Annotated in this window: 14 protein-coding genes; 5 read left to right on the plus strand and 9 right to left on the minus strand. The window is 71.6% G+C overall.

Going from position 1 to position 12362, the window contains the following annotated elements; all coding sequences use genetic code 11:
* The first annotated feature begins 275 nt into the window (after window positions 1-275).
* The gene (locus tag ACFWJ8_RS08185; protein ID WP_378810486.1) at window positions 276-1025 is read left to right on the plus strand and encodes a hypothetical protein; all 750 of its coding nucleotides are present in this window, start codon (window positions 276-278) and stop codon (window positions 1023-1025) included.
* Between the two features lie 89 nt (window positions 1026-1114).
* On the opposite strand, the gene ACFWJ8_RS08190 is transcribed toward ACFWJ8_RS08185, so the two are convergent.
* The 9 genes from ACFWJ8_RS08190 to ACFWJ8_RS08230 all read right to left on the minus strand — a co-directional run bounded on the left by ACFWJ8_RS08190 (window position 1115) and on the right by ACFWJ8_RS08230 (window position 9244).
* Entirely contained in the window at window positions 1115-1771 is a 657-nt protein-coding gene (locus ACFWJ8_RS08190) for a response regulator transcription factor (RefSeq protein WP_378810488.1), read from the minus strand.
* Window positions 1768-3270 carry an ATP-binding protein gene (locus ACFWJ8_RS08195; protein ID WP_378810490.1) on the minus strand — a complete coding sequence of 501 codons (1503 nt, stop codon included), beginning with the start codon at window positions 3268-3270 and terminating at the stop codon, window positions 1768-1770. The genes ACFWJ8_RS08190 and ACFWJ8_RS08195 overlap by 4 nt, the downstream gene beginning before the upstream one ends.
* Before the next feature lie 43 nt (window positions 3271-3313).
* On the minus strand, window positions 3314-4708 hold the full coding sequence (locus ACFWJ8_RS08200; RefSeq protein WP_378810492.1) for a class II fumarate hydratase: 1395 nt from the start codon (window positions 4706-4708) through the stop codon (window positions 3314-3316).
* Between the two features lie 44 nt (window positions 4709-4752).
* Window positions 4753-5355, minus strand: a complete 603-nt coding sequence (locus ACFWJ8_RS08205) for a carbonic anhydrase (RefSeq protein ID WP_378810602.1) — start codon at window positions 5353-5355, stop codon at window positions 4753-4755.
* Window positions 5356-5390: 35 nt separating this feature from the next.
* Window positions 5391-6038, minus strand: coding sequence for a DUF4245 family protein (locus ACFWJ8_RS08210; protein WP_378810494.1), 648 nt, complete (start codon window positions 6036-6038; stop codon window positions 5391-5393).
* Window positions 6038-6292 (minus strand): exodeoxyribonuclease VII small subunit, encoded by a 255-nt coding sequence (locus tag ACFWJ8_RS08215; RefSeq protein ID WP_378810496.1) that lies wholly within the window; start codon window positions 6290-6292, stop codon window positions 6038-6040. Before ACFWJ8_RS08215 ends, ACFWJ8_RS08210 begins: the two co-directional genes overlap by 1 nt.
* Before the next feature lie 77 nt (window positions 6293-6369).
* The gene (locus tag ACFWJ8_RS08220) at window positions 6370-6768 is read right to left on the minus strand and encodes a DUF4190 domain-containing protein (RefSeq protein ID WP_378810498.1); all 399 of its coding nucleotides are present in this window, start codon (window positions 6766-6768) and stop codon (window positions 6370-6372) included.
* Complete coding sequence (gene xseA / locus ACFWJ8_RS08225; RefSeq protein WP_378810500.1) at window positions 6765-8069, minus strand: exodeoxyribonuclease VII large subunit; 1305 nt, start codon at window positions 8067-8069, stop codon at window positions 6765-6767. The genes ACFWJ8_RS08220 and xseA overlap by 4 nt, the downstream gene beginning before the upstream one ends.
* Window positions 8066-9244: a low temperature requirement protein A gene (locus ACFWJ8_RS08230; protein ID WP_378810503.1), complete on the minus strand. Its 1179-nt coding sequence runs from the start codon at window positions 9242-9244 to the stop codon at window positions 8066-8068. The genes xseA and ACFWJ8_RS08230 overlap by 4 nt, the downstream gene beginning before the upstream one ends.
* 104 nt (window positions 9245-9348) lie before the next feature.
* Here ACFWJ8_RS08230 and ACFWJ8_RS08235 point away from each other — a divergent pair, with 104 nt between their 5' ends.
* The 4 genes from ACFWJ8_RS08235 (at window position 9349) to ACFWJ8_RS08250 (ending at window position 12326) form a co-directional block, all read left to right on the plus strand.
* The gene (locus ACFWJ8_RS08235) at window positions 9349-10389 is read left to right on the plus strand and encodes a 4-hydroxy-3-methylbut-2-enyl diphosphate reductase (protein WP_378810604.1); all 1041 of its coding nucleotides are present in this window, start codon (window positions 9349-9351) and stop codon (window positions 10387-10389) included.
* Window positions 10386-10964 carry a DUF6264 family protein gene (locus ACFWJ8_RS08240; RefSeq protein WP_378810504.1) on the plus strand — a complete coding sequence of 193 codons (579 nt, stop codon included), beginning with the start codon at window positions 10386-10388 and terminating at the stop codon, window positions 10962-10964. Before ACFWJ8_RS08235 ends, ACFWJ8_RS08240 begins: the two co-directional genes overlap by 4 nt.
* A 100-nt stretch (window positions 10965-11064) precedes the next feature.
* Complete coding sequence (locus ACFWJ8_RS08245) at window positions 11065-11616, plus strand: sigma-70 family RNA polymerase sigma factor (protein ID WP_378810505.1); 552 nt, start codon at window positions 11065-11067, stop codon at window positions 11614-11616.
* Window positions 11613-12326: an anti-sigma factor family protein gene (locus ACFWJ8_RS08250; RefSeq protein ID WP_378810506.1), complete on the plus strand. Its 714-nt coding sequence runs from the start codon at window positions 11613-11615 to the stop codon at window positions 12324-12326. The genes ACFWJ8_RS08245 and ACFWJ8_RS08250 overlap by 4 nt, the downstream gene beginning before the upstream one ends.
* The last annotated feature ends 36 nt before the right edge of the window (window positions 12327-12362 follow it).

Here is a 12362-nt window from a genome sequence, read left to right on the forward strand (position 1 = left end):
GCGACCGGGGGCACCCGGCCGCGGTGGGCGGGGGGGGGGGGTACCGCCCCCGCCGGGGGGGGGGGCCCGGGGGGGCCCCCGGGGGGGGGCGGGGGGGCCCCCCCGGGGGGGGGGGGGGCGCTCCCCACTGTTTGGGGCCGGTCATCCCAACCCCCGCCCCGCTTCCTCGCGCCGGTGCATGAGAAGAGTCTCATGGCGATCCGGCGCTTCGAGCCTGCAGTGTCTGTCACCATGGAAAGGAGGAACTGCACACAGCAGGGGATGGGGAACAGACTGTGGACGCACGAACGGGGCTCGTGATCGGCGGCATGACCGCTGTCGCGGCGAGCGTCGCCGTCGTCTGCGCCGTCGCGATGACCAACACGGCTGCTCTCAAGGACTCCCCGGCGACGACGGTCGCGACCTCGCGGATCCTGGTGCCGGCCGCGTCGTCGCCCACGACGACCCCGACGCCCACACCGACTGTGACCGCACCACCCGTGACGCCCAACGAGGCGGAGGTCGTCGACGCGCCCGATCCGACCGAGGTCGAGCCGCCCGCGTCGAACACGTACACCCCGCCCCTTGCGCCTGAGCCTCAGGTCGCGCCCGAGGAGCCCGCGCCGGCTGCGGCGGCGCCTGCTGCTGCGGCGCCTGCTGCTCCGGCCGACGTGGATGCTGCGATCGATGCGGCGCGCGCCGCCGGGACGTGGGATTCTCTGCGCGCATGGGCCGAAGGACGCGGTTGGCCGACGGGACGCATCGACGCCCTCATCGAACGACTCGAGCGCGCCGTGACGGACCGTCTGACCTCCGGCTCAGACCAGCAGGGCAACGGGACGACCGCGCCCCCGCAGAAGGAGTCCGGCACCGCCGACCGCAGCAGCACGATGCAGACCCAGTTCGCTCCGTCGGGCCAGGGCGACTCGCAGAAGAACAGCCATCCACAGCACCCCGCGAACGCGGGTTCCAACGGGAACGGCAACGGCGCCGTGCCCGACACGAAGAAAGACCAGTCGCGCAATTCCCCAGATAGGCGCGACTGACCGCGGTCGGATCCCCCAGTCCGGCCCTTTCACAGCCCCCGGCGTCCCCCAGCGCCGGGGGCTTCTTCGTGCGCGGGGGACGGGGCGCGTCACTCCCAGCGGTATCCGGCGCCCCGAACCGTGACGATGTGGTCCGATCCGAGCTTGCCGCGCAGATAGCGGACGTACACGTCGACGACGTTCGACCCCGGATCGAAGTCGAGTCCCCACACGCGGCTCAGCAGCAGTTCGCGGCTGAGCACGCGGCCGGGATTGCGCAGGAACTGCTCCGCCAGCGCGAACTCGCGCGCCGAGAGATCGACTTCGCGACCGTCGACGGTCGCGCGACGGGCGAGGATGTCGAGAACGACATCGTCGTGCGAGACCGATACGCCGCGCTGCGGCAGGCTCTCGCGCAGCCGTGAGCGGACGCGCGCGAGAAGCTCTTCGAAGGTGAACGGCTTGGGCACGTAGTCGTTGGCTCCGGCATCCAATCCGGCGACGGTGTCGCGCGTGCTGGAACGGGCCGTCAGCATGATCACCGGCACTGCGGAGCCCCGGGCGCGCAGCTCACGCAGCACTTCGAAGCCGTCCATCGTCGGCAGGCCGACGTCGAGCAGCACGAGGTCGGCATCGCCGCGCAGCGCCGCCTCGAGCGCCTCGGGGCCGTCGTCGACCACGATCGTGTCGTAGCCGGCGGACTCGAGCCCGCGGCTGACGAACGCGGCGATCCGCGGTTCGTCCTCGACGATGAGGATCCTCGTCATCCTGACGCCTCCCGTTGCAGCACGACATCGCCCGCGCGCACGGGAGCCGGCAGTTCAGCCTCGGACAGAGGCAGATGGATCGTGAACGTCGCGCCACCGCCGGGGGTGTCGGTGACGGCGCAGTGCCCGCCGTGGCCCTTCGCGATCGCGTCGACGATGGCGAGGCCGAGACCGGAGCCGCCGACGGTGCGGTGCACGTGGGCGCGGTCGAAGCGCCGGAAGATGCGCACCCGCGCCGCCGGCGGGATGCCGGCGCCGTGGTCGCGCACCCAGAGCCGCGCTCCGTCCGGGCCGCTCGAGCTTCCGATCTCGATGGGGCTGCCCGCCGGGGTGTACTTGGCTGCGTTGTCGGCGAGCTGCAGCCACGCCTGCAGCAGCCTGTCGTTGTCGCCGGCGACGCTGCCCTCGGCGTTCGCTTCGACGGTCCACGTGTGGTCGGGGATCACCGCGACGAGCTCGCCCACGCGCGCCGTGAGCGCGGCGAGGTCGACGGGCGACACCGTGTAGGAGTCCGCCTCGGCCGCCGCCAGCAGGTCGATGTCCTCGACGAGACGTGCAAGCCGGTCGAGCTCGGAGATGCCGATGTCGCGGGCGGAGGCGACATCGGCGGCATCCCGCGGATTCATGAGCTCGAGGTGGCCGCGCACGATCGTGATCGGGGTCTTGAGCTCATGACGCACGTCGTCCAGGAGCTGACGCTGCACGTCGACGGACCCTTCGAGCCTGTCGAGCATCGAGTTGACGGTGCGTGACAGGTCGGCGATGTCGTCGTTGCCGTGCGGCTCCAGACGTGCGGAGAGGTCGCTGATCGAGATGGCATCGGCCGTCTCACGCAGATGCCGGATCGGCGACAGCAGGCGCCCGGTGACGAACCAGCCGACCACGCCGACCGCGGCGAGCACGACGAGCGCCGCGATGACGTACGTCGTCATCGCGAACGTCACCGGCTGCAGCTCGGCACCCAGGTCGATCGCGCGGATGTACAGCCCCTGTCGGGGATCTCCCGGCATCGACACAGGGATGGCGATGTATCGCAGCGACCCCTCGTCGGTGGCCACCGTGCCCATCTTCGTCGCACCGCTCTTCGTGTCGGCGAGGGCGCGGTCGATCAGCTGCTTGTTCTCGGCGATGCTGAACCCCGACAGCGTCGACGGCACCCACCGCGGCACGCCGTCGACGAGCGCGACCGACGCCTCGTTGCCCGCGGGCACCAGTCGAGCGACGACCGCCTTGAGGTAGTCGTCGATCGACGTGTACGTGTTGATGTCGAGCTCGTTGGTCGCTTCGGCAGCGCTGCCGCCGGCCGTGGTCGGATCCTCTGCCACCGCCTGCAGCGACTCCACCTGCGTCTTCAGGCGCTCGTTGACGCCGGCGATCGCCTGTTCGCGCTGCACCAGGAAGGTCACGCTGCCCACGATCGCCAGCCCCACGCACGCCACCGCCAGGATCGCCGAGAGGATCCTGACGCGCGCGGGGATCGGGCGGGCCGAGCGGGTCATGTCCTGATTATCCCGCCGACGCAGGACGTGCGGCACAGGGAATTCAGCCCGGGTGCGTCATCGAGAGCAGGTCGAGCTTCTCGTCGAGCTGCTCGAGCGTCAGTTCGCCCCGCTCCACGTAGCCCAGGTCGATGACGGCCTCGCGCACCGTGATGGCCTTGGCGACGGAGTGCTTGGCGATCTTGGCGGCCGCCTCGTACCCGATGAGCTTGTTGAGGGGCGTCACGATCGAGGGCGACATGCCCGCGTACGCGGCCGCGCGCTCGACGTTCGCCTCCAGCCCCGTGATGGTCTTGTCGGCGAGCACGCGCGACACGTTCGCGAGGAGCTCGATCGATTCGAGCACGGCGCTGCCCATGATCGGGATGGCGACGTTCAGCTCGAACGAGCCCGACGCGCCGGCCCACGCGACCGTCGCATCGTTGCCGATGACGCGGGCGCACACCATGAGCGTCGCCTCGGGGACGACCGGGTTGACCTTGCCCGGCATGATCGACGACCCCGGCTGGAGGTCGGGGATGTGCAGCTCGCCGAGGCCGGTGTTGGGGCCGGAGCCCATCCAGCGCAGGTCGTTGTTGATCTTCGTGAGCGAGACCGCGATGGTGCGGAGCGCTCCGGATGCCTCGACCAGGCCGTCGCGGTTGGCCTGCGCCTCGAAGTGGTCCTTCGCCTCGGTGATGGGCAGTTCCGTGTCGGCGACGATGAGCTCGATGACGCGCTGCGGGAACCCCAGGGGGGTGTTGATGCCGGTGCCGACCGCCGTGCCTCCGAGCGGGACCTCCGCGACGCGGGGGATGACGGCCTGCACGCGCTCGATGCCGAGGCGGATCTGGCGCGCGTAGCCGCCGAACTCCTGCCCGAGGGTGACGGGGGTCGCGTCCATCAGGTGCGTGCGACCGGACTTGACGACCTCCCTCCACGCCTCGGCCTTCGCCTCGAGCGCGACCGCGAGGTGGTCGAGCGCCGGGATGAGGTCGTCGATGATCTCCTGCGTGACCGCGATGTGCACGGAGGTGGGGAAGACGTCGTTGGAGGACTGCGACGCGTTGACGTGGTCGTTGGGGTGGACCGTCGCACCGAGGGCACGCGTCGCGAGCGTCGCCAGCACCTCGTTCATGTTCATGTTCGACGACGTGCCGCTGCCGGTCTGGTAGACGTCGATCGGGAACTGGTCGGCGTGCTCGCCGGCGATGATGAGGTCGGCGGCGCCGGAGATGGCGTCAGCGATGGCGCCGTCGAGGGTGCCGAGCTCCTTGTTCGCGAGCGCGGCCGCCTTCTTGATCCGGGCCAGCGCCACGACCTGGGCAGGCTCCAGCCGGTCGCCCGAGATCGGGAAGTTCTCCACGGCGCGCTGGGTCTGCGCGGCGTAGAGAGCGTTCTTGGGCACGCGCACCTCGCCCATGGTGTCGTGCTCGATGCGGTACTCGGTGTCGGTCACGTCGTTGTTCCTCACGTGTGTCGGGATGGGTTCGGAAGTGTGTTTCAGGCGTCGATGCCGACCGACACCACGGGCACGGCCGTGCCCTGCGCCAGTCGATAGTTGGCGCCGACGATGCCGAGCGCGCCCGAGGCGACGGCGTCGCTGATGAGCTCGGACGACTGGAGGATGTCGGCGACGGTGGTGCTGAGGTGCTCGCGGCCGACGGCTTCGGCGTCGATCTCGGACGTGGCGGCCGTGCCGCCGCCCGTACGCTGCACACGGCGGACCGCGGGCACGATGGGCGCGATGAGCCGCCAGATGTGCGGCGGCAGCGCCGGGGTCTCGGGGTCGGTGCTGTCGATCGCGGCCCGCACCGCACCGCAGGCGTCGTGTGCGAGGACGACGATGAGCGGCACCTTCAGCACCGCGACCGCGTACTCCAGGCTGCCGATGACGGACTCCGAGACCACCTGCCCGGCGTTGCGCACGACGAACAGGTCGCCGAGCCCGTTGTCGAAGATGATCTCGGCGGCCAGTCGCGAGTCGGAGCAGCCGAACAGGACGGCCTGGGGGCGCTGCCCCTCCGTGAGCTCATGACGTCGGTCCACGTCCTGGTGCGGGTGCTGCGGCTCGCCGGCGACGAAGCGCGCGTTGCCGCGCAGCATCTCGCTCCAGACATCGGCGGGTGTCGGGGCGTCGCTCACGGGGCCTCCTGGCGCAGTGCGGTGATCTGGTCGGTCACGGAGCGCGCCGTCTCTTCCAACGCGTCCTGGGTCGTCGTGCCGTAGATGAGCACGGTGTCGGTGCCGGCGGTGGTCGACAGGGCGACGGAGATGTTGCCGGTGCGTTCGGGATCGAGCTCGTAGCGATCCCAGGTGATGCCGTCGATCGTCACGGTGCCGTCGGGTGCGGAGCCCGACAGGACGCGGGTGACCCACGACGCGTCGGCGTCGAAGCCCTGCGACACGTTGACGAAGCCGCGCGCGTTCTCGTCGGCGGGCGCGTACACGACGTTGAACGCCTTGACGCGGCCTTCGCCGTCGACTGCCGCGAGGTTCACGACCCAGTCGTCCGACATGTCCGGGACGATGACGGTGCGGTCCTCTGCCGTCGCGATGCGCTCGGCGGCAGCGGCGACGTCGATCGGCTCGCGCTCGGGGGCGGATCCGCGGGGCACGGCGAACATGATCACCACGACCACGGCGAGGGTCACGAGCAGAGCGGCGACGAGGTTCCGGACGTTCTGGCTCGACCGGTACACCCGCGAGGACTCCGCCTTGCGGGCAGCCGTCTCATCGGGCGTCTCGGGGCGGCCGAGCTCGGCGACGACGCGGGGTCCGTGGGCCATCAGCGGGCTCCGTTCTCGTCGCCGCGGGCCGCGCCGTCCACGGATGCGCGTGCGGCGTCGAGCCGGCGCTTCGCGCCGAGCAGCCACTCCTCGCAGCGTGCCGCGAGGGCCTCGCCGCGCTCCCACAGGGCCAGCGAGTGCTCCAGCGTCGGCGCACCCTGCTCCAGCTCGGCGACGACGCGGACGAGCTCGTCGCGCGCCTGCTCGAAAGAGAGTGACGCCACGTCGGGAAGTGCCTCGGTCGACGCGGTCATGCCCCCAGTCTAATTGCGAGTGGCACGACCCCACGCCCGGACGCGGTCCGGTGCGATCGGCCCGCGTCCGAGCGGGTTCAGAAGAACGGGCCGCGGTTCGGGCACCCGCCCGCCAGCTCGCCGCACGCGACGTCGGCGATGAGCGAGCCCAGGATCCAGATCACGAGCAGCACGACTGCGATCGCGACCAGGACGATCGCGACGCCGATGGCGGCGATCGAGAGGCCCTTCGTGCGATCGGGGCGCCGAGCGTCGACGATCAGTGCGACGATGCCGAGCACCAGCCCGACGGGTGCGACCAGGAACGCGAGAACGAAAGCCGTGATCGACAGCCCGCTCGTCGTCTTCTGCACGGGCGCCGGGTACGGCGGCTGCGCGGGCGGAAGCGTGGCGTACTGCGGCTGCGCGGAGTACTGCGGCTGCGCGGGGTAGGTCGGCTGCGCGGGGTACTGCGGGCCGGGGGGCTGTGAGGTCATGCGTCGTCCTCCGTGGGGCGGGGGTGGGTGGTCTCGGGGATCTCGCCGTCGGAGTGGGCGGCGAACGATCCGCGCCCCACGGTCACGACGAGGGGGGTGGATGCCGGCGCCTGTGTCGCGTCGCGCACGATGACCCCGTCGCCCAGGTGCGCGATGGCGTAACCACGGGCGAGGGTCGACGCGGGCGAGAGCGCACGGAGCGTGGCGCGCAGCTCGGCGGTGCGGCGCTCGTGCTGCTGCAGCGCGCGATCGACGCGGTCGCGGCCGCGAGCGGCGAGCAGCTCCACCTCGTGGGCGCGCGCCGTGAGCATCGCCTCGGGCGTGCGCAGGACGGGGCGCGAGCGCAGCTGCTCGAGCTGCGCGACGTCGTGCCCCACCCGCTGGGTCAGGCGCATCGTCATGCGTGCGCGCAGCTGACCGACCAGTGCCCGCTGCTCGGCGACGTCCGGGACCACGCGCTTGGCGGCATCGGTGGGCGTCGACGCGCGGAGGTCGGCGACGTCGTCGAGCAGGGGATGGTCGTTCTCATGGCCGATGGCGCTCACGACGGGAGTGGATGCCGCCGCCACGGCGCGCAGCATCCGCTCATCGCTGAAGCCGAGCAGGGTCTGCGGGTCGCCGCCGCCGCGCGCGATGACGATGACATCGATCTCGGGGTCGGCGTCGAGCGCCTTGAGCGCCGCGATCGTCTCGGGCACGCAGCGATCGCCCTGCACCGCCGCGTACTTGGTGCGGAACCGCACCTGCGGCCAGCGCAGCTCGGCGTTGCGGTGCACGTCCTTCTCGGCATCCGAGTTCTCTCCGGTGATGAGGCCGATGAGGTGCGGGAGGAAGGGGAGGGGCTTCTTGCGAGACGCGTCGAACAGCCCCTCGGCGCGCAGCTGCGCGCGCAGGCGCTCGAGACGTTCGAGTTGATCGCCGAGTCCCACGTGGCGCATGGCCGACACCGAGAAGCCGAAGTCGCCGCTCTTCACGTAGTAGTCGGCTTTGACGCACGCGATGACGTGGTCGCCGACCTTGAGGTCGCCGGGCAGCCGGTCGCGCGTGGACGACCAGATCCGGAACGAGATGGTGGCATCCGTGACGAGGTCTTTGAGCCGTCCGAAGACGTTGCCGCCGCGGAGGTTGAACGCGGTGATCTCGCCCTCGACCCACACGGAGCCCCACGTCTGCACGAATCCCCGGATCGTGTCGTTCAGGCGGGCGACCGAGGTCGGCGCATCGGAGGTGGAGTCGCGGGGGCGGACCGAGTCCGCGGGGGGCGGCTCGCCGGGCACCGCGGCGGGCTGGAACGTCGTCATGAGGCCTCCTTCGCGGCGGCGAGCGGCGTGGCGCGGCGCGGACGGCGGGCGTTCTCGAACACGAGCACGCCGGCCACGATCGCCAGGAGGCCCGCCAGCTGCAGCGTGCCGGACACCGTGAACCCGACCCACGCGGTGGCGGTCGCCGGCACCGCGGCGAGGAGCCTCGCGCCCACCGGACCGAGGTCGAGCGTGCCGCGGTAGGCCGCGTCGCCCGCGAGGTAGACCGCGACACCACAGCCGATCAGCCACGCCTCCGGGGCCTCGAGCGCGCTGAACGGTGCCACGAACAGGCCGTGGAGCCCGGCCGCGAGCATCAGCAGGCCGAAGATCATCACAAGGTGCTCGACGTAGAAGGCGACCAGCGCGAGCCCGGTGCGCCGCTCCGGGGCGACGGAGGCCATGCGCGCCTCGGCCCGCGAGTCGTCGCCGTCGAAGTAGCACCACCAGAGCGCGGCGACCAGTCCGACCGCGAGCACGGTGCCGACCACCAGCGGCACCTCGATCGCGTGACCCGTCGCGCCCACGCCGACCGACACGATGGATTCGCCGAACGCGATGATCATCAGCAGTCCGTGGCGCTCGACCATGTGCGACGCGCCAGGATCGAACCCTCCTCGCGCGCTCAGCATCGCCGAGCCGAGGAACGCCAGCAGCGGCAGGCCGAACAGCACCCAGTCGGCGGGACCCTCGACGAAGCCCGAGATCACCAGCAGCACGCCGACAAGCACGTTCGAGGTGCCGACGACGAACATGCGACGTGCCGCTGCGGCGCCGCCCACCACGATGAACAGCGCCGCATGGATCACCGCGACCACGATGTAGGTCACGCCGAACAGCACGCCGGTCTCGCCGAACGCGTCGGGGATCGCGAGCGACATGATCAGGAACGCAGCCATCGCGGCGATGAGCGCGATGCGGAACCCCGTGCTGTCGGGTGCCGCCTGGTTCGTCAGCCACGCGAAGGCGTCGTACATCCACCACACGAGCGCCAGCACGAGCGCCGCCTGGGCGATCCCCGTCGGGTCGGGGTGGTGCACGATGATCTCGGCGACGCGGGTCATCGTGAAGACGAACACCAGGTCGAACAGCAGCTCGATCGTCGAGACGCGCGCGGCGATGCGGGCGGTGCGCGTCGCGCGCGCGACAGGTGCGGGAGGGGTGGGGGATGCCACCCGGTCACGGTAGCGCACGCGGCGGACGTCGACGCAGGCCGTGCGCCGGGCCGGCGCCCAGGGGCCGCCCCTAGAATCGAGGGGTGAGCAGCAGCACCGTGAGCATGCCCGTCCCGCGCGTCCCGCGGCGGCGCGAGCCGCTCCAGGACATCGCCGGCCCCGGACGCAAGCGGGTCCTCCTGGCCTCGCCGCGCGGATACTGCGCCGGCGTCGACCGGGCCGTCATCGCCGTCGAGAAGGCGCTGGAGCGCTTCGGCGCGCCGGTGTACGTCCGCAAGCAGATCGTGCACAACATCCACGTCGTCACCGAACTGGAGAAGCAGGGCGCGATCTTCGTCGAGGAGGTCGACGAGGTGCCCGAGGGTGCCCACGTCGTGTTCAGCGCCCACGGGGTCTCGCCGGCGGTCGTGAACGCGGCATCCGATCGCGGACTCCGTGCGATCGACGCGACGTGCCCGCTCGTGACGAAGGTGCACCGCGAGGCGGTGCGCTTCGCGCGCGACGACTTCGAGATCCTGCTGATCGGCCACGAGGGGCACGAAGAGGTCGAGGGCACGGCGGGAGAGGCGCCCGACCACGTCACCGTCGTGAACTCGCCCGAAGAGGCCGACACCATCGAGGTGCGCGACCCGTCGAAGGTCGTGTGGCTGTCGCAGACGACGCTCTCGGTCGACGAGACCATGGAGACCGTCCGCCGCCTGCGTGTGCGCTTCCCGGAGCTGCAGGATCCGCCGTCGGACGACATTTGCTACGCCACCCAGAACCGTCAGGTCGCCATCAAGAAGGTCGCCAAGGACGCCGATCTCGTGATCGTCGTGGGCTCGGCGAACTCGTCGAACAGCGTGCGCCTGGTCGAGGTGGCCCTCGAGCACGGCGCGAAGGCCGCGTACCGGGTCGACTACGCCGACGAGGTCGAGCAGGCGTGGCTGGAAGGCGTCGAGACCGTCGGCGTCACCAGCGGCGCGTCGGTGCCCGAGGTGCTCGTGCAGGAGGTGCTCGACGACCTCGCGGCCGCCGGCTACCGCGATGTCGAGCAGGTGCGCACGGCGGAGGAGGACCTCATGTTCTCGCTCCCGAAGGAGCTGCGCCAGGATGCCGCCGGCAAGCGCGACGACCGCGCCCTGGGTGGACGGAGCCGCGCATGAGCGACGGCGAGCCCCGTCCCCGGCCGCAGTACGGCGAGTACGCCAGCCCCGAGGAGCAGCGCGCCCGCATCCAGCAGCCCGCGCCGGAGTGGCAGCAGCCCGTGACTCCTGCGGCCGCGGTGGTGGCCGACACCGTGGAGGGCGGCATCCCCTCGCCGCAGCCGGCGCCGGAGTCGCAGCCGGCGGGCGCGCCCGTGCGTACGCGCATGGTCGACCGCGTCGTCACCATCGCACTCCTCGTGTACGGGCTGTTCAACGTGGTGACCTCGTTCCCGTCGTTCCTGGACTACGGCGCCTACGCCGAGACGATGTTCGCCGTGATGGGCCTCGACGTGACGCTGTCGGACCCGGCCGCCGGCCGGCCGTGGGGCATCACCGCGGCCGTGGTGGTGGCGATCGGCTGGATCGCGACCGCCCTGGTGTCGCTGTGGAGTCTGCGACGCGGGCGCCTCACGTGGTGGATCCCGCTGGCCGCGGGCATCTTCTTCACGTTCGTGACCGGTGTGCTGATGGCAGTCCCGCTGATGAGCGACCCCGCCGTCCTCGAGGCGCTCCTGGGCACCACCGGCGGCTGATACCGCGACGGCCGGCTGCGCGCCATACTCGGAAGGCGACGGCGCGCACCTCGGTTGAACCTCCGGGGCACGCGTCTCGTGTCCCCTGCGGAGGTGACGGATGCCGCGAACCAGGCTCGACGACGGGTCAGGCGCCGGCGGCAGAGCGACGCGACGTGACGCCCTGCAGCTGGAGGCGCTGTACGACGCCCACGCGGCGCCGCTGTGGCGCTACGTCGTACACCTGACCGGGGACAGGGCCGGAGCGGACGACATCGTGCAGGAGACGCTGCTTCGTGCCTGGCGCACGCCGAGGATCCTCGAGGAGGACCCCTCTGCGACGCGCTCGTGGATGTTCACGGTGGCGCGCCACCTCGTGATCGACGAGGCCCGCAGCGCGCACCGTCGGCGCGAGGTCGATGTCGCCGAGGTGCCGGAGCGGGTCGCGGGCGACGGCACCGATGCGCTGTTCGAGGCGATCATCGTCGAGGAGGCGCTCGCCGCACTGTCGGCAGAGCATCGCGCGGTCGTCGTGCGCGCGTACTACCGCGGGCTCTCGGTCGCCGAGATGGCCGGAGAGCTGGAGATCCCGCCCGGAACCGTCAAGTCGAGGCTGCACTACGGCCTGCGCGCGCTGCGGCTCGCCCTGCAGGAGAAGGGGGTGACACGATGAACCCGGACCACCCGCGGTTCGCGGACTGGGACGCCGCCTACGTCGTCGGCGCGCTGAGCACGGCCGACCGGCGGCTGTACGAGGAGCACCTCGACGACTGCCCGCTGTGCCGTGCCGCGCTCGCCGACCTGGCACCCACCCTCGGTCTGCTCGCCCGCGTGTCGCCCGATCGCGCCGAAGCGCTGCTCGAGGCGGACGCGGGAACGGCCGGGGCGGCGACCGCCGGTCCCGATCTAAACGCCCGGGCGCGGCTCGTGGCCGTCGGAACGCGCATGACCCGCCGCCGTCGGACCGTGGTGTGGGGGAGTGTGCTCGCCGCGGCGGCAGCGGTGGCGATCGTGGTGGCGTTCGCGGTGTCGACCATGGTCGCCCCCGTGGTGCGTCCCGCCGAGACCGTCGCGCTGCAGCCGGTGGCGGAGGTGCCGCTGAGCGCCAGCGTGCAGCTCACCGACGTCGCGTGGGGCACGCGCATCGACATGACCTGCACGTACGGTCCCAGCGACGATCCGTACGCGCCCGAGCAGGAGTGGCCGTACGTCCTCGTGGTCACGTCGACCGACGGCACCACCAGCGAGCTGTCGTCCTGGCGGGCGGGCCCGGGCTCGACCGCGCGCCTGCAGGCGGGGACCGCCCTCGACGCGGATGAGATCGCGTCGATCGAGGTCCGGGCGATGTCGGATGGGAAGGTGCTGCTGCGCGGCGAGCCCTGAGTTGCCGCCGAGGGGCCGGCCGGCCGTCGCGAAGCG

Source organism: Microbacterium sp. NPDC058389 (assembly GCF_042722305.1).
In the GTDB taxonomy this organism is placed as follows: domain Bacteria; phylum Actinomycetota; class Actinomycetes; order Actinomycetales; family Microbacteriaceae; genus Microbacterium.